The following is a 20,043-nucleotide window of genomic DNA, read 5'->3' on the forward strand; positions in this document are numbered from 1 at the left end:
CCGCTCCGCGAGACGGCGTGAGGAATGGGGCCCGGAGGGTCCCGTGACGATCGCCAGGGGTGGGCTCGACGCCAGTGGGGAACGGCACGTGGCCGCGGTGCCGATCCGGAGGATCGGCAAATCCAGCACAGTGCCCCCGGTGCGACTCGAACGCACACTGCGCGGGTTTTGAATCCGCTCCCTCTGCCGATTGGGGTACGGGGGCGCGCCGGGGTGGCCGGCCGCCGCGTCAGCCTAGCCGGGGCCCTGTCGGGGACGACGTCGCTAGGCTCGGCCGGTGAGCAGCGCGCCGGCCAGGGTCCTCATCGCCGAGGACGAAGCACTCATCCGCCTCGATCTGAAGGAGATGCTCGAGGAGGAGGGGTACGAGGTCGTCGCCGAGGTCGGGGACGGGCAGCAGGCGGTGGATCGGGCCCGTGAGCTGTCGCCGGACCTGGTCGTCCTCGACATCCAGATGCCGGTGCTGGACGGCCTGTCGGCCGCCGAGCAGATCGCCTCGGCCCGCATCGCCCCGGTGATCGTGCTCACCGCGTTCAGCCAGCGCGAGCTCGTGGAGCGGGCTCGGGACGCGGGTGCGATGGCCTACCTGGTCAAGCCGTTCTCGAAGACCGATCTGGTGCCGGCGATCGAGGTGGCCCGGGGCCGCTTCGCGGAGATGACGGCACTGGACGGCGAGGTCCGCACCCTGGAGGAGCGCCTGGCGGCACGCAAGGTGGTGGAGCAGGCGAAGGGGTTGCTCATGCAGCGTGCGGAGTGGAGCGAGGCCGACGCCTTCCGCGCCATCCAGCGCGCGGCGATGAACCAGCGCACGTCCATGCGGGCCGTGGCGGAGGCCCTGCTCGCCCCCGGCGCGTCGGCGGATCAGGTGCTCGGGAACGAGGGGCGTAGCCCGACCGGGTGACGAAAATGCGTGCAGGCGGTGCTCCTGGGGTGTCCCAGGTCACGACCTCATCACGGTGAGTCCGACGCCGGGTCCAGGCGGGTGATCCGCGGCTAGGTTCGGCGCACCGATCGGGCGTCCGAGCGGCGGGATCCTCCTGTGGGCCCGCACGGCGACGTCCAGCAGCACACACAGGGAGTTCCTTGATGCGCACAGGCACCACAGCCCGCGCCATCGCCGTGACCGGCGTCGCCCTGCTCGCCATCTCCGCCTGTGGCGGCGACGACGACGGCGACTCGGCGGCCAGCGGCGGCAACGGCGGCGGCGACAAGCAGGTCAACATCTACGGCGTCGACGGCAACATGGGCAACGCCCTCGGTGAGGACTTCGAGGAGGAGGGCGCCCTCGCGGGCATGAAGGGCACCACGCCCCTCACCGAGCTCTCCGGCGACTTCAAGGAGCGCCTCGAGGGCGTCTACCCGGGGCTGCAGGACTACAACTACGCCGGCGAGACCTACGACGCCATCATCATCAGCGCGCTGGCCGCGCAGGCGGCCGGCACGAACGACGCCAACGTGTTCAAGGACTACGTCAACGGCATCACGTTCGGCGGCGACAAGTGCGAGGACTTCGCGTCCTGCATCGAGATCATGAACGGCGGCGGCAACGTCGACTACGACGGCATCTCGGGTCCGCTGAGCTTCGCCGACGCCGGTGAGCCGGCGCAGGCGAGCTTCGGCCTGCTGCAGTTCGGTGACGACAACGCCCTCGACGACGACGCGACCGAGTACGTCATCGCCGGCGACGAGGCCGACGCCGCCACCGACGAGGGCCCCGCCTACGCCCCGGCCGGGACCACCGGTGGTCCGCTGATCGTCGGCACGCTGCTGCCCGAGACCGGCAACCTCGCCTTCCTCGGCCCGCCGGAGATCGCCGGTGCGCGACTGGCGCTCGAGGACATCAACGCGGCCGGTGGCGTGCTGGGTCAGCCGATCCAGCTCATCGAGCGCGACTCGGGTGACCCGACCACGGACATCGCGACGCAGTCGGTCGACCAGCTGATCCAGGCCGGTGCCAACGTGATCGTCGGCGCCGCTGCCTCGGGTGTGAGCCTCACCGTCATCGACGCGATCACCGGCGCGGGCATCATGCAGATCTCGCCGGCGAACACGTCCGACCAGTTCACGACGTACGACGACAACGGCCTGTACTTCCGTACCGCTCCGCCGGACACGCTGCAGGCTCGTGCGCTCGCTGACCTGATCATCGACGACGGCAACAACACCGTCGGCGTCCTGGCGCTGAACGACCCGTACGGCACGGGCCTGGCCCAGAACACCGTGGACAACCTGATCAGTGCCGGCCTCTCCGAGGACGACATCGTCAGCATCACCTACGACCCGCAGGCTGCGAACTTCGACTCCGAGGTCCAGCGGATGGTGGACTTCAACCCCGACGCCATCGTGGTCATCGGGTTCGAGGAGTCCTCGAAGATCATCCAGGGTCTGAACTCGAACGGCATCGGCCCGCAGCGGTGACAACCCGTACCGGGTCGCTGACCCGGTAGCGAGCCACCAGTGGCCCGGCACCGACACGGTGCCGGGCCACTGTGCTGTCTCGGGACGTGCTGGAGCGGCCGCGCTTCAGGGGCCCGCGCCGAGCTTGCGAGGCGTGGGGGGAAGCGTGGTCCTTCTACTGGGCCTTGGCCAGCGTCCCCAGGTACAGCTCGATGACCTTCGGGTCGTTCATCAGCGACTGGCCGCTGGCGGTGTAGGCGTTGCGGCCCTGGTCGAGCACGTAGCCGCGGTCGCAGATCTGCAGGCACCGCCGGGCGTTCTGCTCCACCATGATGATCGAGACGCCGGTGGCGTTGATCCGTCGGCAGCGGATGAACACCTCGTCCTGGTAGGCGGGGGAGAGGCCGGCCGAGGGCTCGTCCAGCAGCAGCACGGACGGGTCCATCATCAATGCCCGGCCCATCGCCACCATCTGGCGCTCGCCGCCGGACAGCGTCCCGGCCTTGGCCTTGCGGCGCTCCCCGAGCAGCGGGAACAGCTCGGCGACGTACTCGAACCGCTCCTTGAACGACTTCGGGCGCAGGTACACGCCCATCTGCAGGTTCTCCTCGAGGGTGAGCGAGGGGAACACGTTGTTGTTCTGCGGCACGTAGCCGACGCCGAGCTGCACCAGCCGGTGCGCCGGGGCCGACGTGATGTCCTCCCCGCGCAGGGTGACCGAGCCGGACCGGACGGGGATGAGCCCGAACAGCGTCTTCAGCAGCGTGGACTTCCCGGCGCCGTTGGGCCCGATGATGCCCACCAGTTCGCCGTCCTGGAGGTAGAAGTCGCACCCGCGCAGGATGTTGACACCCGGCACGTACCCGGCCACCAGGTCGTCGGCGCGGACCAGCGCGCCCTCGGCCAGCCGGGCGTGCTCCTCGCTCGTCGCCGCCTTCTCGGCCGGCGACAGCCCGGCCGTCGCCGGCGTGGCCTGGTCGACCCGGGTGAGGTCCTCGCCCGACTCGTCGACCTGGATCAGGGGGTCGCTCATCGCTGGGTCCTCTCCTGCGTGACGCCACCGGCTCCGGCGCCGCCCTGGGCTTCTTCCTCGCGCGCGATGGACTTCTCCGCCTCGGCGAGGACCTGATCCTCCTCCTCGACGGTGAGCGGGGCGTCGTGGTGCGCGCCGAGGTAGGCGTCGACGACGTCCCGGTTCTGGCTGATCGACTCGGGCGGCCCCTCGGCGATCACCCGTCCGGCCGCCATCACGACCACCCAGTCGCTGATGTCGCGGACGACGTCCATGTCGTGCTCGACGAAGATGACCGTCATGCCCTGCTCGCGCAGGTCCTTGACGTGCCCGAGCAGGCTCTGGGTGAGCGCGGGGTTCACCCCGGCCATCGGCTCGTCGAGCATCACGACCTGCGGGTCGCTCATGAGGGCGCGGGCCATCTCCAGCAGTTTGCGCTGACCGCCGGAGAGCGTGCCGGCGAAGTCGTCCTTCTTGGTGTCCAGCTTGAACCGCGCGAGCAGCTCCATCGCCTTCTCGGTGTTCGCCGCCTCCTGCGAGCGCCAGATCGCGGGGATCAGGGCGCGGAAGAAGCCCTCCCCCCGCTGCCCCTGGGCGCCGAGCAGCATGTTCTGCAGCACGGTGAGCCGGGACAGCGCCTTGGTCAGCTGGAAGGTGCGGACGACGCCCAGCCGGGCCACCTTGTGCGGCGGCAGGTCGCTCAGCGGCCGGCCGTCGAAGCTCCAGGTGCCGCTGTTGGGCTGGTCGAAACCGGTGAGCAGGTTGAACAGCGTCGTCTTGCCGGCACCGTTCGGCCCGATCAGGCCGGTGATCCCGCCTCGCTGGATCTCGAGGTGGTCGACCGACACGGCCGTGAGTCCACCGAACGTCCGGGTGACCCCGTCGACGGTGATGATGGGGTCGGGCTTGGCGACGCCCACCTCCCAGGGCAGGTCGCGGAGCGCCGCCTGCGCGAGCCGTCGCGGGGCCGCTCCGGCCTCGCCCGCGCCGGAGGCCGTCGCACCGTGCGGTGTCGGGTCAGCGGGCATCGAGCATCACCTCTCGTCGGTCACCGAAGATGCCCTGGGGGCGGAAGACGAGCAGCAGCATCAGCCCGATCCCGACGAGGACGAAGCGGAGCTGCGCCACGTCGGTGGAGGAGAGCAGGTCGGAGGGGATCACGCCGTTCTCGATCATCGCGCGGAGGCCGGTGTCGGTGAACTGCAGGATGAACAACAGGATCATCGACCCGATCACCGGGCCGAGCACCCGGGCGGCGCCGCCGAGGATGACCACCGCGTAGGCCAGGAAGGTGTTCGCGTTCTGGTACTGGTCGGGGATCGCCGAGCCGGTGCCGACGGCGTACACCATGCCGCCCAGGGCGCCGAAGATGCCGCCGAGCACCAGCGCCTGCATCTTGTAGACGTAGACGTTCTTGCCCAGCGAGCGCACCGCGTCCTCGTCCTCGCGGATGGAGCGCACCACGCGGCCCCAGGGGCTGCGCACCAGGCCCCAGACGAGCAGGCAGGACAGGGCGACCAGCAGCCAGCCGACGAGCGCCACCCACAGCTCACCGCCGGACCAGCTCGTCCCGAGGATCCGGTACCGGCGGCTGGTGTCCCAGGGGGCGAGCGCGATGAAGTCGCCGTTGAAGCCGGAGATGCCACGGGTGCCGTTGGTGACCGGTGTCGCCGAGACCGAGCGGAAGAGCAGGCGTAGCCCTTCGGCGGCGGCGATGGTGGCGATCGCCAGGTAGTCCGCTCTCAGCCGGAGGGTGGGCAGTCCCAGCAGCAGGGCGAGGACGACCGCGGCGGCGATGCCGACGAGGACGCCCACCCAGAACGGCAGGTCCCACTTGCTCACCGAGATCGCGATGCCGAAGCCGCCGAGCATGGCGAAGGCGATCTGCCCGAAGTTGAGCAGCCCGGTGTAGCCGAACTGGATGTTGATCCCGATCGCCAGCAGGGCGAAGAAGATCGCCTGGAATCCCAGGGCCGACTTGCCGGCGATCGCGATCGCGTCGATCAGTTCGCTCATGGGTCAGCCCACCCGGACGCGGCTGCCCAGGATCCCCTGGGGCCGGATGACGAGGATGACGATCAGGAGGAGCAGCCCGCCGACGTACTTGATGTCGTTGGGGATCACGAGGGTCGACATCTGGACGAAGACACCGACGATCAGGCTGCCCAGCAGGGCTCCGTAGGCGGTGCCCAGCCCGCCGAGGGTCACCCCGGCGAACATGAGCAGCAGCAGGCGGAAGCCCATGTCCCACTGCACCTGGTCGGACATGCCGAGCAGGACGCCGCCGAGCGCGGCGAGCGCACCGCCCATCATCCAGACCACCAGGATCACCCGGTTGACGTCGATGCCCGACGAGGCGGCCAGGTCCCGGTTGTCGGCCACCGCCCGCATCGCCTTGCCGATCTTGGTGCGCTGCAGCATGAGCGCGACCAGCACGAGGACGACGACCGAGATGATGATCGAGACCAGGTCGGCGTTCGACAGCCGGAAGACGCCGTAGTCGACGACCTGCGACCCACCGACTCCCCGGTAGGGGCTGGACCGGCCGCCGTAGACCACCTGCACCAGGTAGCGCAGCAGCAGGGACAACCCGATCGAGACGACGAGAGCGGCGATCAGACCGGTCCCGCGCCGGCGGAGCGGACGCCACAGGCCCAGTTCGTTGAGCGCGCCGACCGCCGCGCCCACCAGCATGGCGATGAGCGCCGACCAGATCAGTGGCACCCCGCCCTGGACGTTGATGAACCAGGCTGCGACCGCCCCGATGGTGACCAGCTCGCCGTGCGCGAAGTTCGTCAGCCCGGTCGTGCCGAAGATGAGCGACAGGCCGACCGCGGCCATCGCGATCAGGAGCCCGAAGCGGATCCCGTCGACGAAGAGCTGGACGGCGCGGATCTGGCCGCTGCCGGCCTCCCGGCTGCCGTCGGACAGGCCGATGATGACCGCCTGCCGCCGCCCCTCGTCCACGGTGACCGTGCGGGTGTTCTCGCCGGCCAGCTCGACGCCGTCGGGGAGGTCGTCGGCGTCCAGCGTGACGACGTACTCCCCGGGTCCGGGGACGTCGACCACCCAGCGGCCGCGCTCGTCGGTCGTGACCGAGTCGATCTCCTCCCCGGCGGGGGTGGTGACCTCGATGCCGACGTCCGCGATGGGGCCGCTGCGGCTGGTCTGCACCGTCCCGGAGACCTGTTCGCCCTCGGCCTGCGCGACGCCTGGTGCGAGCACGAGGAAGCCGAGGCCGAAGAAGGCGACTAGCGCCAGCCGCACCAGGGTGTGCTTCCGGGGGGACACGGAGCGTCCCGCAGATCGGGTCGCGGGGTCGGGGTCGGCGCTCGCCGATCGTCGACCGTGCCGTCGTGCACGGTTGCCCGCGTGCGTCACTCGACCTCCCAGAGCGGATGAATGGAGCACGGGACCCTAACCCGGAGATGTGACCCAGCAGTCACTCTCGGGAGACTTGTGACCTTCCCGCGACACTCCGCAGGTGTCGCGGTGCCTGCCGTACCGGCGCGCCGCCGCTGCCCTCACCGGCTCCGGGTGCACTCTTCCTTCACCATCCGGGGGAGGGCTCCTGTGGCAGGGAACGGTTCGCGGTCTCGAGTGGTCACGCGCACGGCGCGTGTCTCGGATCTACCCGTCGTGCTCGAGCTGGTCCGCCAGCACCGCGTCGAGGCGCACGCCGAAGAGGTGCTGACCGGGCATCCCCCCGTGCACGCAGCCGGCGCGGGCTTCCGCCGGCTGCTCGACGACCCCGGTCACCGCGTGGTGCTGGCCGTCGTCCCGGCGCCGGAGGACGGTCCGGAGCTCGGGGTCGGGCTGGCGGTGCTGGGCCTGGACCCGCTGTCGCTGGTGCTGGGCACCCCGCAGGTCACCGTGGACACGTTCGTCGTGCACCGCGAGCACCGCAGGGCCGGCGTCGGCGCGGCGTTGCTGGGTGCGGCCGCTGCCTATGCGGCGGAGACCGGCGCGGCGTACGTCGTCGCCGCGGTGCCGCAGGAGGCCGAGCGGCAGCGCTTCTTCGCGCGCATGGGTTTCGCGCCGCTGACGACGCGGCGGATCGCGTCGCTCAACACGCTCGGCCGCTCGCTCGCGGCCTGGCAGCGTCGCCGGCTGGGGATCATCCCGCTGCCCCGCCGCGGGCCAGGGGCCGCGCGGCGGCGCAGCGTGCCGCCGCTGCCGTCGGCTACGTCCCCGCGTTGAGGGTCATGCAGGTCAGCCGGGCGGTGGCGGTCGGCCGGCCGGCGTCGTCGGTGACCTCGATGAGGAAGGTCGACAGCGTGCGGCCCCGGCGCACCGGCGTGCACACCGCCGTCACGGTGCCCGAGGTGGCGGCGCGCAGGTAGCTGGCGTTCAGCTCGATCCCGACCACCTGCTTGCCCGGTCCCGCGCCGATGGCCGCGGCCACCGACCCGATCGTCTCCACCAGCGCGCAGGTCGCGCCTCCGTGCAGGAGACCGAACGGCTGCTCGTTGCCGGCCACCGGCATCGTGGCGACCAGCCGGTCGGGGTCGTAGTCGGTGATCCGGATGCCGAGCTTGTCGTCCAGCGGGCTGAGCGAGTCCGGGCGCATCCAGTCGGGAGGAGAGGTGCTCATCCGGGCACCGTAGCCACCTCCGAGGGCGTCCCGGCTGTCAGTCCGGGCACATAGGATCCGTGCCGATGTCCGCTCCGGTCTCCACCTCTGCGTCCACCGCCCCCTCGAGCACCGGCACCCGTCCGCGGCTGCTGCTGCTCGACGGGCACTCCCTGGCCTACCGGGCGTTCTTCGCCCTGCCGGTGGAGAACTTCTCGACCACGACCGGCCAGCCGACCAACGCCGTCTACGGCTTCACGTCGATGCTGATCAACATCCTGCGCGACGAGCAGCCCACCCACCTCGCCGTGGCCTTCGACGTGGGGCGCACGACCTTCCGCAGCGAGATCTACGCCGAGTACAAGGCGAACAGGTCGGAGAGCCCGACGGACTTCCGCGGCCAGGTGAGCCTGGTGCAGGAGGTGCTCGGGGCCCTGCGGGTGCCGGTCATCACCGCCGAGGGGTACGAGGCCGACGACGTCATCGCCACGTTGACCGTGCAGGCGGTGGAGCAGGGCATGGACGTGCTCATCGCCACCGGTGACCGCGACGCGCTGCAGCTGGTCAACGAGCACGTCACCGTGCTCTACCCGCGCAAGGGCGTGTCGGAGATGACCCGCTTCACGCCGGAGGAGGTCGAGGCCAAGTACAACCTCACCCCGGCCCAGTACCCCGACTTCGCCGCGCTGCGGGGGGACCCGAGCGACAACCTGCCGAGCATCCCGAGCGTCGGGGAGAAGACCGCGGCCAAGTGGGTGCGGGAGTACGGCTCGCTCGACGCGCTGGTCGACCAGGTCGACACCGTGAAGGGCAAGGTCGGCGAGAAGCTGCGCGAGCACCTGTCGTCGGTGCTGCAGAACCGGCGGCTCACCGAACTGGACCGCGCGGTGCCGCTGGAGCTGGGGCCGCAGGACCTCGCCGTCCAGGCGTGGGACCGCAACGAGGTGCACACGCTCTTCGACAACCTGCAGTTCCGCGTGCTCCGCGACCGGTTGTTCGCCACCCTCACCAGCGCCGAGCCCGAGGTCGAGGGCGGGTTCGACGTCACGATCGACGACGTGCCCGCCGGCGGGCTGGGGGAGTGGCTGGACGCCCACGCCCGGGGCCGCACCGGGGTCATCCTCCGCGGCACCTGGGGCCGGGGCACCGGGGAGCTGACGGGGGTGGCGCTCGCGGCGGGCGACGACCACGCGACCTTCGTCGACCTCGGCCCGGACCTGGACGTCGCCGACGAGCAGGCGCTGGCCGCCTGGTTCGCCGACCCCGCCGCGGGCAAGGTCGTGCACGAGGTCAAGGGCCCGCTGCTGGCGATCTGGGCCCGCGGCTGGGAGCTGGCCGGCGTGGTCAGCGACACCGCGCTGGCCGCCTACCTGGCGCTCCCCGGCCAGCGGTCCTTCGACCTGGGTGACCTCGCCGTCCGCTACCTGCGCCGCGAGCTCAAGGACGCTGCCGAGCCCGAGGGCCAGCTCACCCTCGACGGGCTGGGGCCGACCGAGGACGACGTCGCCGCGGAGGCCGCCAAGGCCGACGTCCTCAAGGCGGTCGCGGTGAACGACCTCGCCGACGCGCTGGAGCAGGTGCTCGGGCAGCGGGGCGGTGACGCGCTGCTGGGGCAGATCGAGCTGCCGCTGACCCGGGTGCTCGCCGCGATGGAGTACCGCGGGATCGCCGTCGACCTGGACTTCCTGCGCGCCCTGCAGAGCGAGTTCGCCGAGGGCGTCGCCGCCGCGGCCGCCGAGTGCTACGCGGTGATCGGGCGCGAGGTGAACCTCGGCTCGCCCAAGCAGCTGCAGGCGGTGCTCTTCGACGAGCTGGGGCTGCCGAAGACGAAGAAGATCAAGAGCGGGTACACGACCGACGCCGAGGCGCTGACGTCGCTGCTCGCGCAGACCGGGCACCCGTTCCTCGAGCACCTGCTCCGGCACCGGGACGTGACCCGGCTGCGCACCGTCATCGACGGGCTCATCCCGATGGTCGACGACGCCTCGCGGATCCACACGACGTTCCAGCAGACGATCGCCGCCACCGGCCGGCTGTCCTCGACCGACCCCAACCTGCAGAACATCCCCATCCGCACCGCCGAGGGGCGCCGGATCCGGCAGGCGTTCGTCGTCGGCCAGGGGTACGAGTCGCTGATGACGGCGGACTACAGCCAGATCGAGATGCGGATCATGGCCCACCTCTCCGGGGACGAGGGGCTGATCGAGGCGTTCACGTCGGGGGAGGACCTGCACTCCTTCGTCGCCTCGCGGGCGTTCGACATCCCGATCTCCGACGTCGACCCGGAGATGCGCCGCCGGATCAAGGCGATGAGCTACGGGCTGGCCTACGGGCTGTCCGCCTACGGCCTGTCGCAGCAGCTGCGGATCTCCACCGACGAGGCGAAGCGGCAGATGGACGCCTACTTCGAGCGCTTCGGCGGGATCAAGGAGTACCTGGAGACCGTCGTCGACGAGGCCCGGCTCACCGGCTACACCGAGACCACGCTGGGACGTCGGCGCTACCTGCCCGACCTGACCAGCGACAACCGGCAGCGCCGCGAGATGGCCGAGCGGATGGCGCTCAACGCCCCCATCCAGGGCTCGGCGGCGGACGTCATCAAGGTGGCGATGCTCCAGGTGGAGAAGGCGATCGAGGCCGAAGGGCTGCGCTCGCGGATGCTGCTGCAGGTGCACGACGAACTGGTGCTCGAGGTCGCGCCGGGGGAGCGGGAGGCCCTCGAGGCGCTGGTCCGCCGGGAGATGGCCGGCGCCGCCGAGCTGTCGGTCCCGCTCGAGGTGTCGGTCGGCTTCGGCCGCACCTGGGACGAAGCCGCCCACTGATGGGCCGTGCGCTGATCGGCCCCGCGCTGATCGGCCCCGTGCTGGTGGCGCACACCGCCCAGGTGGAGCCGCACGTGCTCGACAGCGTGCGTCGGCTCCTCGACGAGGCCTTCGCGGGGGACTTCGACGACGACGACTTCGAGCACGCCCTCGGTGGGATGCACGCCCTCGTGCACGACGGCGGGGAGCTCGTCGGCCACGGCGCCGTCGTCCAGCGCCGGCTGCTGCACCGCGGGCGGTCGCTGCGCGCCGGATACGTGGAGGCCGTGGCGGTCGCGGCCGGTCGGCGCAGGCAGGGAATCGCGTCGATGGTGATGGCGGCCCTCGAGAGGGTCGTCCGGTCGGCCTACGACCTCGGCGCCCTCAGCTCCAGCACCGCCGGGGCGCCGCTGTACGACGCACGGGGCTGGGTCCGGTGGGAAGGCCCGACGTCCGTGCTCGCTCCGGACGGTGTCCGCCCGACCCCGGAGGACGACGGCTCGGTGCACGTGCTGCCCGGAACGGTCCAGCTCGACCTGCACGGGGAGCTCACCTGCGACTGGCGCGCCGGGGACGTGTGGTGACGCCGGACCTGCCGGCCGGTGTGCAGCGCGTCCTCGTCGCCGGCAGCACCGGCGCGGGCAAGACCACGATGGCCGCCGCGCTCGCCGAGCGGCTCGGCCTGCCGCACACCGAGATGGATGCGCTCTGGCACGGGCCCGGGTGGGTCCCTCGGCCGGACTTCGAGCCCGACGTGGACGCGATGCTGGCCGAGGGGCGCTGGGTTACCGAGTACCAGTACCGGCAGGTGAAGGCCAGGCTCCTCGAGCAGGCGCAGGCCGTGGTGTGGCTGGACCACCCGTTCCCGCTGGTCGCCGCCCGGCTGCTGCGCCGGTCCGTCGTGCGCGGCGTGCTCCGGACACCGTTGTTCAACGGCAACGTCGAGCAGCTCTCGACGTGGCGGCGCCCGTCGCACCCGGTCCGGATCGTGCTCAGCCGGGAGTTCTGGGCGAAGCGCCGCCGGACGGAGACCGAGCTGGCCGGCGTCGAGGGCCGGGGTGTCGTGGTCGTCCGGCTGCGCGGAGCACGACAGGCCCGCCGGTGGCTGGCGGAACAAGAGAGCTGAGGCTCCAGTAGAGCTTCAGGGTCGCGAGCAGGCCAGGACGAGCGTTCCCGGGATCAGGGCGCCGCGCTCGGGTGACCACTGCCCCCAGGTCTCGGTGCGGCCCGGCGTCCACTCCGGCTCGACGACGTCCTCGAGGACCAGCCCCGCACCCACGACCGCCCGCAACCAGTCGCCGACCGTGCGGTGGTGCTCGACGTAGACGGCGCGACCCGCGTCGTCGGTCTCCACGTAGGGCCGCCGGTCGAAGTAGGACGACGTGACCCGCAGGTCCTCCGGGTCGGGGGAGTCGGGGAACGGCCAGCGGAAGGGGTGGTTCACCGAGGCCACGAACCGGCCGCCGGGACGCAGCACCCGCGCGACCTCGACCAGCACCGCCCGCGCGTCGGCGACGAACGGCAGCCCGCCGAAGGCCGAGCACGCCAGGTCCATGGAGGCCGAGGCGAGGGGCAGGGCCCCGGCGTCGGCCTGCAGCAGGGGAACCGGGATGCCGGTGGCCCGGTTGAGCTCGGCGGCACGGGCCAGCATCCCGCCCGACAGGTCCAGCGCGACGACGTCCGCGCCCTGGCGGGCCAGCCACCGTGCGCACGGCGCGGAACCGCAGCCGATCTCCACCACCCGGCGGCCGGCGACGTCGCCGAGCAGGCGGGCATCGGCCTCGCGCAGCCCCTCGGGGCACCAGAGGAAGTCGACGTCGCCGAGATCACCGCCGTGCTCGGCGAGGTAGGCGTCCGCGGCGGCATCCCACCACCGGCGATTGGCGCGGGCGGACTCGTCCTGACCGGCCGGACGGCGCACCACGCCGCCGGCGGCCGGATAGCCGTCACTGCCCAGCGGCAGACCCGGGGACGGCGGGGGGACGGTGCTCATGTCCGACCGATGGTGGCACGGCGCGCCGGCCGGTCGTCGCGCACGCACCCAGGTGGACCCCGAGGTCCCGTCGTCCGTACCATGGGGGATGCGCCAGAGGTCTGTCGTGGTTTTCCCCACACGGAACGCCAGAGCCGGCTCTCCCCGCTGATCATCCCCGTGGCCGTCGGTCACGGGTCGTCCTGTCCCTACGCATAAACCGTCCGGAGCAACCAACCACATGACCTCCACTCAGGTCCGTCCTTCCAGCACCCCCCAGGTCGCCGTCAACGACATCGGCAGCGAAGAGGACTTCCTCGCCGCCATCGACCAGACGATCAAGTACTTCAACGACGGCGACATCGTCGAAGGCGTCATCGTCAAGGTCGACCGGGACGAGGTGCTGCTGGACATCGGCTACAAGACCGAGGGCGTCATCCCCTCGCGCGAGCTCTCCATCAAGCACGACGTCGACCCCAACGAGGTCGTCAGCGTCGGTGACGAGGTGGAGGCCCTGGTTCTCCAGAAGGAGGACAAGGAAGGGCGGCTGATCCTCTCCAAGAAGCGCGCGCAGTACGAGCGCGCCTGGGGCACGATCGAGGCCAAGAAGGAAGCCGACGAGGTCGTCACCGGCACCGTCATCGAGGTCGTCAAGGGTGGCCTCATCCTCGACATCGGCCTGCGCGGGTTCCTCCCGGCGTCGCTGGTCGAGATGCGCCGCGTCCGCGACCTGCAGCCCTACGTGGGCCGCGAGCTCGAGGCGAAGATCATCGAGCTCGACAAGAACCGCAACAACGTCGTCCTCTCCCGCCGCCAGTGGCTGGAGCAGACCCAGTCCGAGGTCCGCAGCGAGTTCCTCAACAAGCTCGCCAAGGGCCAGGTCCGGTCGGGCGTCGTCTCCTCGATCGTCAACTTCGGTGCCTTCGTGGACCTGGGTGGCGTCGACGGCCTGGTGCACGTCTCCGAGCTGTCCTGGAAGCACATCGACCACCCGTCCGAGGTCGTCGAGGTGGGCCAGGAGGTCACCGTCGAGGTCCTCGACGTCGACCTGGACCGCGAGCGCGTCTCCCTGTCGCTGAAGGCGACCCAGGAGGACCCGTGGCGTCAGTTCGCCCGCACCCACCAGATCGGGCAGGTCGTCCCGGGCAAGGTCACCAAGCTCGTCCCGTTCGGTGCGTTCGTGCGCGTCGACGAGGGCATCGAGGGCCTGGTGCACATCTCCGAGCTGGCCGAGCGCCACGTCGAGATCCCGGAGCAGGTCGTGCAGGTCGGCGACGAGCTCCTGGTCAAGGTCATCGACATCGACCTGGACCGCCGCCGCATCTCGCTGTCCCTGAAGCAGGCCAACGAGGGCGTCGTCGGCGTGGACGACCAGTTCGACCCGGCCGCCTACGGCATGGCCGCGTCCTACGACGAGCAGGGCAACTACCTCTACCCCGAGGGCTTCGACCCGGACACCGGCGAGTGGCGCGAGGGCTACGAGGCGCAGCGCGAGGAGTGGGAGCGGCAGTACGCCGAGGCCCAGGCCCGCTTCGAGGCGCACCAGAAGCAGATCGCGGCCGCCAAGGAGGCCGACGCCGAGGCGGCGGCGGGTGGCAGCTACTCCAGCGACGACGCTGCCGGCGCCGATGCCCCGGCCAGCACCGGTGGCACCCTGGCCAGCGACGAGGCCCTGGCCGCGCTGCGGGCCAAGCTCGCCGGCGGGGAGTGATCCCGCGCTAGACCGCTGAACGCCAGAGGCCCAGGACCGGATCGGTTCTGGGCCTCTGGCGTTCGATCGCGAGCTCTCCGCACGTGCGAAAGGCCCCACGGACGACGTCCGTGGGGCCTTTCGCTCCGGCTCAGAGGCTGAGGATGATCGCGAAGGCGGTGCGCGGACGACCGCCGTTGCCGGCGAGGAACGCCCAGGTGTGCCGGCCGGCGGGCGGCGTCTGCACCAGCCAGCGCAGGAACGCGTTGCGCGGTCCGGCCGGGGGGCGCTGGAAGGCCATGCGCTCGCGGACGGCGGGGATGTCCGAGCAGCGCACACCGTCGGGAGCGCCCATCCGGTGACGGCCGGCGCCTCGGGAGGCGGCACGGGTCGACGGGGAGCCAGCTGCGGGCCGGTGACGGGACATGGTGGGTCTGCCTCTCTCGGCGGGGAAGTTCGCCGTGGCCGAAGTTATGTCCTGTGACTGGTGTGACTGGAGCGACGCGCCGGAGGACGCGCCACCGTGTTACCTCTCTGTGACCTTCGAGCCATCGGGTCGCTACTCTGCGCACATGGTGCGGATCGGACTGACCGGTGGGATCGGCTCGGGCAAGAGCACGGTGGCGGGCCTGCTGGCCGCTCGTGGCGCGGTGGTGATCGACGCCGACCGCATCGCCCGCGAGGTCGTGGAGCCCGGCACCCCGGGGTTGGCCGCGGTCATAGAGGCGTTCGGGGACGGCGTGCTCGCCGCCGACGGTGCGCTGGACCGGCCGGCCCTGGCGGGCATCGTGTTCGCCGACCCGGAGGCCCGGGCCCGTCTGGACGGCATCGTGCACCCGCTGGTGCGCGAGCGGGCCGTCGAGCTCGCCGCTGCCGCAGCCGCGGACGCCGTGCTGGTCAACGACGTCCCCCTGCTGGTCGAGACCGGCCAGGCGGGCAGCTACGACCTGGTCCTGGTCGTCGAGGCGGACCTGGACGTCCGGCTGGCCCGGCTGGTCGAGCGCGGCATGACCGAGGATGACGCGAGGGCCCGCATCGCGGCCCAGGCGACCGACGAGCAGCGCCGCGCGGTGGCCGACGTGGTGCTCGACAACAGCGGCACCCTCGAGCGGCTCGAGGAGCAGGTGGACAGGTTCTGGACGGAGCGGGTGGAGCCCGCTCGCTCCTGACGAACCGGTCCGGAACGACGAAACCCCGGGCCGCCGATCGGCGGCCCGGGGTTTCTCCGGTGGGCGATACTGGGATCGAACCAGTGACCTCTTCCGTGTCAGGGAAGCGCGCTACCGCTGCGCCAATCGCCCGGCCCGGCCTCGCGGCCGGTCCCTCCTCCGCGCTCGTGCTCCGCGGAGGAGAACGAGGTGGAGACGGGATTTGAACCCGTGTAGACGGCTTTGCAGGCCGTTGCCTCGCCTCTCGGCCACTCCACCGCACGCGGGCGCCGATCTCGCGATCAGCGCCCGAGGTTCCGAGCGGACGACGGGATTCGAACCCGCGACCCTCACCTTGGCAAGGTGATGCTCTACCAACTGAGCCACGTCCGCGTTGCAGGAAGAACGTTACCTGACGGTTCCCGACCCTCCAACGAGGGGGTCTCCGGCGGGTGTGCCGGTGCCCGCGTCAGGCGCGCCCGCCGAGGTCAGCGCCCCGAGGGATCGGCTCCTCCGTTGGACAGCAGGACGTGCAGCTCGTCGTCCAGGTCGAGCAGCTCGCTCTCGGAACCGGAGGGGACCAGCGCCTCGGTCTGCCGCAGGAAGCCGGCCACGGCGGCCCGCGAGAGCTCGAACAGCGCCTCGCCCGAGGGAGCGCGCAGGTGGAGGTACAACACGTCGCTGGCGGCGTGGGCAGGCCAGACGCGCACGTCGCCCTCGCCCGCGGGCCGGTCGAGACCGGCCCGCAGGAGCTCGCGGCTCACCAGCCAGGCGATGCCTTCCTCGGAGTCCACGACAGCCCTGTCGTCGCCGACGTCGCCGAACGCGATCCGCACCGCGAAGGGGTCGGCGGGCTCGTAGCACAGCAGGGCGGGCACCTCGGTCCAGGACCGAGGACCGATCAGCTGCAGCGTGATGGGCGCGGAGTGCCCCGGGTTCCAGCGGCTGGTCATACCGGCCTCAACGACGATCCGACCCGGGAGTGACGCGGTTCGTCACTCCAGTCACACGTGTCCCACCGGCCCCACAACTCGGTCATGGTGGTGTGTGTGTCCGCCGAGGACGGTTCGGAAACGGGTTTGGTGCGGACGTGACGAATGGTGCGGCCGGTGGGTCCGGTCACCGTGTCGCTCCCCGTAGGCTGCGGGCAGCCGTCGCTGCGGGGCGCAGCGGGCAGATGGGGAGGTGGCGACCCTGAGCGGGCACGAGACCGCGGCTCCACGGGAGGCCACTCCGCGTGCCGAGACGCCCGAGGAGCGTCGGGCCCGGTACGACTCGGATGACGTCCGGAGCCTGCGCGAGCGGGTCCGCGACACGACCTGGCGCCGGCGGATCGCCGCCCATCGGAGCACCGACCACGCCTACCGGGTGGCCGTGGGCGTGGTGGGTGGGCTGGTCGTCGCGTTCGGCCTGGTGACCATCCCGCTGCCCGGACCGGGCTGGCTCACGGTGATCGCCGGGCTGTTCGTGCTCGCCAGCGAGTTCACCTGGGCCGAGCGGCTGCTGGAGTTCACCAAGAAGCACGTGAGCCGCTGGACCGCCTGGGTCGCCCGGCAGCCGCTGTGGGTCCGGCTGCTCCTGGCGCTGGCCACCGCCGCCTTCGTCTACGGCGTCGTCGTGGTGACCCTCCACCTCATCGGGATCCCGGGATGGGTGCCGGGGTGGGTTCCGCTCTGGCGGTGAGGATCTGGCACACTTGCCGACGCGGCCGCACGCGACCGTCCGGGCGATTGGCTCAGTGGTAGAGCGCTTCGTTCACACCGAAGAGGTCACTGGTTCGAACCCAGTATCGCCCACCGGATCTAAGGGGCCGGCAGCCTGCACGAGGCTGCCGGCCCCTTCGTCGTCCGTGCCGGGCGGTCAGGCGTCGACGTACCGCACGAGCCGCACCATGCCGTCCTCCATGTGGTGGTGGTTGTGGCAGTGGAACAGCCAGTCGCCGGGGTTGGTGGCCAGGAAGTCGAAGGTCACGACGCCGCCGCGCGCCGGCACGGTGACGGTGTCCTTCACCGGCCCGCGGCCGGACGGGGTCAGCACCTGGAAGTGGTGCCCGTGCAGGTGCATGGGGTGCCACTTCGCGCTGGTGTTCCGCATCGTCAGCCGGACCCGCTCGCCCTCGGCCACCGGCAGCGGGTCGGCGTCGGGGTAGCTCTGCCCGCCGATCTGCGTGCCGGACAGGACGAGGTCGTAGACCCGGTCGGGTTCCCCGGCGGGCAGCGCGAGCGGCTCGCGGGAGAGCAACTCGTCGTAGGAGGGGAGGCGGCCGTCCAGCTCGGCCGGGCGCTCGGCGGCCACGGGCGCCGTGGTGGCCTCGCTGCCGGTGTAACGCAGCACGGCCCGGCCCCAGCCGCGCCGTCCCTCCGCCTGCACGCCCACCTGCCAGGCCCCACCGCTCTGGGCGGCGTCGACCAGGACGTCGTAGCGCTCACCCATGCCGAGGCGCAGCGCGTCGACGGTCACCGACTCCACCGGCATCCCGTCGGTGTGGGTGACCGTCAGCCGGTGCCCGGCGATCGCGAAGCGGAAGCCGGTGTCCGCGGCCACGTTCATGACGCGCAGCCGGACCCGGTCGCCCGGCCGGACCTCGAGCACCCGCGGGTCCTCCGGTGGACGGCCGTCGACGAGCAGCAGGGGATAGGCCCGCCCGCCGAAGGAGACCTCCTCCGCGGCGGGCGGCTCCTCGGTCTCCGGCGTCGCCCCGTGCCCGGCGTGGTCCGCCGCGTCGACGCCGTCCCGCCAGTCGTCGAGCATCAGTGTGTACTCGCGGTCGTAGGACAGCTCCTCGGTGCGGGGTTCCACGACCAGGGGGCCGTAGAGGCCGCGGTCGAGCTGCATCCCGACGTGGGCGTGGTACATGAAGGAGCCGGCGATCGGGGTCTCGAACTCGTAGGTGAACCCGTCCCCGGGGGTCACCGGGTCCTGCGTCACTCCCGGGACGCCGTCCATCCCGTTGGGCGGCGCGAGCCCGTGCCAGTGGACCGTGGTGTCCTCCGGCAGGGCGTTCTCCAGCCGCACCCGCATCACGTCGCCGGCCTTCAGCCGGATCTCGGGTCCGGGGACCATGCCGTATCCCCACGTGGGGATCTCGCGGCCCGCGAGGTCGAGCCGCATCGGCGCAGCGGTGAGCCGCAGGCCCCCCGCGGACGGGGGGCCTGCGGCCGGGCGCGCCTTCGCGGAGCACCCGGCGAGCAGGGAGAGGCCGGCGACCGTGGTCAGCCCCAGGAACTGGCGACGGGTCGCCGGCATCCCCGTGCTCACGCCGCGGTGAACTCGGCGAACATGCCCAGCGTGTGGTGCGGTGCGCCCATCCCCATCGTCTCCAGGCTGGTCGTGCCCTGGGGGATGAAGCAGGCCGCGCCGTACCGTCCCTCGTCCAGGCGGAGGAACGTGGTCTCGGACTCGCCGGGCATGGCGTAAGTGATGCCCCTGAGCTCGATGCTCGAGAAGACCTGCTCCTCGGGCTGCGCGAGCAGCTCCTCGACCGGCATCGTGACGTCGTCGTTGATGCGGGCGATGCCGATCTCGTGCATCTCGGTGCCCTCGTTGTGGAACGTCACCGCGACGATGCCGGCCGGGACCTCGTCCGGCAGCCCCTCGTACTCGTAGTCGACACCGGTGGCCTCGATCGCCTCGAAGCCGCACTCGGCGAGCATGAACTCGTCGATGTCGTCGTCGGCCTGCTGGAACTCCGGACCCTCCGTCGCCGACGGGTCGCCGGTCGTCAGCGCCTCGCGGACGGTCTCCGTCCCCGTGGTGACGGCGTCGGCGATCTCCTCCGGAGCGGTCTCCTCGACCTCGGCGAGCAGCGGCTCCAGCGTGGCCCCGAACTCCTCGAGCGCGGCCTGCTGCTCCTCCGGCGGAGCCGTCTCGTCGATCGGGGGCCCCTGGGAGAACGCCGCCTCGAGGTCCACCGACGCCTCGCAGAAGGCGTCGACGTCACCGGCCCCGGCGGTCTCGGACGCGGAGGTCTCCGTGGCCTGGCTGTCTCCACCGCCGTCGTCGTCGTCCGACCCGCAGGCGGCGAGCGAGACCGCGAGCGCGAGCGCGGCACCGCCGGTGGCCCAGCGCCGCAGGCGAGTCGTACGTGTCATGGGGTCCCTCGCTTCGACTGGTGCGATCGGCGGAGTGCCGGCCGCGATGCGCGAGAGAGTCCTGCGCCGAGCCGGAACCGAGCAGATCGTGAGACACGGCGGTGGGCGGAATCGGGGCTCCGCCCGCGATCCGTCACCGAAGGCTCTGCTGCGCTCGCCGATCGTCATGGACCGGCAGGAAGAACGGATGCGGAGGACGATCGGGGCGATGTCACATCCCTCGTCCCGGCCGGGTCGTGCCGCGCGGCTCGCGCTGGTCCTGGCGCGCGACGGCGGCACGTGCATCTGGTGCCGCCGGCCCTTCACCGGCCTCGTGGTGCCGACGACCGAGCACGTCGTGCCCAGGGTCAAGGGCGGCC

Annotated in this window: 19 protein-coding genes and 5 tRNA genes; 10 read left to right on the forward strand and 14 right to left on the reverse strand. The window is 71.6% G+C overall.

From position 1 onward, the window contains the following. Positions 1 to 131 precede the first annotated feature (131 nt). Positions 132 to 205: transfer RNA gene (locus A6V29_RS18385), tRNA-Leu, on the reverse strand. A gap of 72 nt (positions 206 to 277) precedes the next feature. Between A6V29_RS18385 and A6V29_RS18390 the strand changes: the two genes are divergently transcribed. Beyond that, positions 278 to 901, forward strand: a complete 624-nt coding sequence (locus A6V29_RS18390; protein ID WP_137161652.1) for an ANTAR domain-containing response regulator — start codon at positions 278 to 280, stop codon at positions 899 to 901. A gap of 185 nt (positions 902 to 1,086) precedes the next feature. Continuing rightward, positions 1,087 to 2,418: an ABC transporter substrate-binding protein gene (locus A6V29_RS18395; RefSeq protein ID WP_137161653.1), complete on the forward strand. Its 1,332-nt coding sequence runs from the start codon at positions 1,087 to 1,089 to the stop codon at positions 2,416 to 2,418. Positions 2,419 to 2,572: 154 nt separating this feature from the next. On the opposite strand, the gene A6V29_RS18400 is transcribed toward A6V29_RS18395, so the two are convergent. Genes A6V29_RS18400 through A6V29_RS18415 form a run of 4 tightly spaced genes read right to left on the reverse strand, consistent with a single transcriptional unit; the run spans position 2,573 to position 6,700 of the window. Further along, entirely contained in the window at positions 2,573 to 3,430 is an 858-nt protein-coding gene (locus A6V29_RS18400) for an ABC transporter ATP-binding protein (RefSeq protein WP_212719595.1), read from the reverse strand. Further along, the gene (locus A6V29_RS18405) at positions 3,427 to 4,437 is read right to left on the reverse strand and encodes an ABC transporter ATP-binding protein (RefSeq protein ID WP_137161654.1); all 1,011 of its coding nucleotides are present in this window, start codon (positions 4,435 to 4,437) and stop codon (positions 3,427 to 3,429) included. Before A6V29_RS18405 ends, A6V29_RS18400 begins: the two co-directional genes overlap by 4 nt. Continuing rightward, complete coding sequence (locus A6V29_RS18410) at positions 4,427 to 5,425, reverse strand: branched-chain amino acid ABC transporter permease (protein WP_137161655.1); 999 nt, start codon at positions 5,423 to 5,425, stop codon at positions 4,427 to 4,429. Before A6V29_RS18410 ends, A6V29_RS18405 begins: the two co-directional genes overlap by 11 nt. Before the next feature lie 3 nt (positions 5,426 to 5,428). Continuing rightward, positions 5,429 to 6,700: a branched-chain amino acid ABC transporter permease gene (locus A6V29_RS18415; RefSeq protein ID WP_249933332.1), complete on the reverse strand. Its 1,272-nt coding sequence runs from the start codon at positions 6,698 to 6,700 to the stop codon at positions 5,429 to 5,431. 348 nt (positions 6,701 to 7,048) lie between these two features. Here A6V29_RS18415 and A6V29_RS18420 point away from each other — a divergent pair, with 348 nt between their 5' ends. Further along, the gene (locus tag A6V29_RS18420) at positions 7,049 to 7,609 is read left to right on the forward strand and encodes a GNAT family N-acetyltransferase (protein WP_170977953.1); all 561 of its coding nucleotides are present in this window, start codon (positions 7,049 to 7,051) and stop codon (positions 7,607 to 7,609) included. Here A6V29_RS18420 and A6V29_RS18425 read toward each other — a convergent pair. Further along, positions 7,593 to 8,003, reverse strand: coding sequence for a PaaI family thioesterase (locus A6V29_RS18425; protein WP_137161658.1), 411 nt, complete (start codon positions 8,001 to 8,003; stop codon positions 7,593 to 7,595). The two genes, A6V29_RS18420 and A6V29_RS18425, sit on opposite strands and share 17 nt — an antisense overlap. A 65-nt stretch (positions 8,004 to 8,068) precedes the next feature. Between A6V29_RS18425 and polA the strand changes: the two genes are divergently transcribed. Genes polA through A6V29_RS18440 form a run of 3 tightly spaced genes read left to right on the forward strand, consistent with a single transcriptional unit; the run spans position 8,069 to position 11,909 of the window. Continuing rightward, positions 8,069 to 10,804 (forward strand): DNA polymerase I, encoded by a 2,736-nt coding sequence (gene polA / locus A6V29_RS18430; RefSeq protein WP_137161659.1) that lies wholly within the window; start codon positions 8,069 to 8,071, stop codon positions 10,802 to 10,804. After that, on the forward strand, positions 10,804 to 11,367 hold the full coding sequence (locus tag A6V29_RS18435) for a GNAT family N-acetyltransferase (protein ID WP_137161660.1): 564 nt from the start codon (positions 10,804 to 10,806) through the stop codon (positions 11,365 to 11,367). The genes polA and A6V29_RS18435 overlap by 1 nt, the downstream gene beginning before the upstream one ends. Next, positions 11,364 to 11,909, forward strand: a complete 546-nt coding sequence (locus tag A6V29_RS18440; RefSeq protein ID WP_137161661.1) for a P-loop NTPase family protein — start codon at positions 11,364 to 11,366, stop codon at positions 11,907 to 11,909. Before A6V29_RS18435 ends, A6V29_RS18440 begins: the two co-directional genes overlap by 4 nt. A 15-nt stretch (positions 11,910 to 11,924) precedes the next feature. Here A6V29_RS18440 and A6V29_RS18445 read toward each other — a convergent pair whose 3' ends face one another. After that, entirely contained in the window at positions 11,925 to 12,776 is an 852-nt protein-coding gene (locus tag A6V29_RS18445) for a class I SAM-dependent methyltransferase (protein ID WP_137161662.1), read from the reverse strand. 220 nt (positions 12,777 to 12,996) lie between these two features. Here A6V29_RS18445 and rpsA point away from each other — a divergent pair, with 220 nt between their 5' ends. Beyond that, positions 12,997 to 14,466 carry a 30S ribosomal protein S1 gene (gene rpsA / locus A6V29_RS18450; RefSeq protein ID WP_137161663.1) on the forward strand — a complete coding sequence of 490 codons (1,470 nt, stop codon included), beginning with the start codon at positions 12,997 to 12,999 and terminating at the stop codon, positions 14,464 to 14,466. 130 nt (positions 14,467 to 14,596) lie between these two features. Here rpsA and A6V29_RS18455 read toward each other — a convergent pair whose 3' ends face one another. Then, complete coding sequence (locus A6V29_RS18455) at positions 14,597 to 14,800, reverse strand: hypothetical protein (RefSeq protein WP_249933333.1); 204 nt, start codon at positions 14,798 to 14,800, stop codon at positions 14,597 to 14,599. A 217-nt stretch (positions 14,801 to 15,017) separates the two neighbouring features. Between A6V29_RS18455 and coaE the strand changes: the two genes are divergently transcribed. Then, on the forward strand, positions 15,018 to 15,614 hold the full coding sequence (coaE, locus tag A6V29_RS18460; protein WP_137161665.1) for a dephospho-CoA kinase: 597 nt from the start codon (positions 15,018 to 15,020) through the stop codon (positions 15,612 to 15,614). Positions 15,615 to 15,674: 60 nt separating this feature from the next. Here coaE and A6V29_RS18465 read toward each other — a convergent pair. The 4 genes from A6V29_RS18465 to A6V29_RS18480 form a co-directional block, all read right to left on the reverse strand. After that, positions 15,675 to 15,746 (reverse strand) — tRNA-Val (locus A6V29_RS18465). A gap of 55 nt (positions 15,747 to 15,801) precedes the next feature. Continuing rightward, a tRNA-Cys gene (locus A6V29_RS18470) sits at positions 15,802 to 15,872 on the reverse strand. A gap of 41 nt (positions 15,873 to 15,913) precedes the next feature. Then, a tRNA-Gly gene (locus tag A6V29_RS18475) sits at positions 15,914 to 15,986 on the reverse strand. A 95-nt stretch (positions 15,987 to 16,081) separates the two neighbouring features. Then, positions 16,082 to 16,546, reverse strand: coding sequence for an SsgA family sporulation/cell division regulator (locus A6V29_RS18480; RefSeq protein WP_137161666.1), 465 nt, complete (start codon positions 16,544 to 16,546; stop codon positions 16,082 to 16,084). A 232-nt stretch (positions 16,547 to 16,778) separates the two neighbouring features. Between A6V29_RS18480 and A6V29_RS18485 the strand changes: the two genes are divergently transcribed. Both A6V29_RS18485 and A6V29_RS18490 read left to right on the forward strand, forming a co-directional pair. Continuing rightward, a complete protein-coding gene (locus A6V29_RS18485; protein ID WP_249933334.1) occupies positions 16,779 to 17,276 on the forward strand; it encodes a TIGR02611 family protein in 498 nt (165 codons plus the stop codon). A gap of 41 nt (positions 17,277 to 17,317) precedes the next feature. Continuing rightward, positions 17,318 to 17,389: transfer RNA gene (locus tag A6V29_RS18490), tRNA-Val, on the forward strand. A gap of 64 nt (positions 17,390 to 17,453) precedes the next feature. On the opposite strand, the gene A6V29_RS18495 is transcribed toward A6V29_RS18490, so the two are convergent. Then, positions 17,454 to 18,851: a multicopper oxidase family protein gene (locus tag A6V29_RS18495; RefSeq protein ID WP_249933335.1), complete on the reverse strand. Its 1,398-nt coding sequence runs from the start codon at positions 18,849 to 18,851 to the stop codon at positions 17,454 to 17,456. After that, complete coding sequence (locus tag A6V29_RS18500; RefSeq protein ID WP_137161667.1) at positions 18,848 to 19,684, reverse strand: hypothetical protein; 837 nt, start codon at positions 19,682 to 19,684, stop codon at positions 18,848 to 18,850. The genes A6V29_RS18495 and A6V29_RS18500 overlap by 4 nt, the downstream gene beginning before the upstream one ends. Positions 19,685 to 20,043 lie beyond the last annotated feature (359 nt).

It is taken from the genome of Blastococcus sp. CCUG 61487, assembly GCF_005222955.1.
Taxonomy (GTDB): domain Bacteria; phylum Actinomycetota; class Actinomycetes; order Mycobacteriales; family Geodermatophilaceae; genus Blastococcus.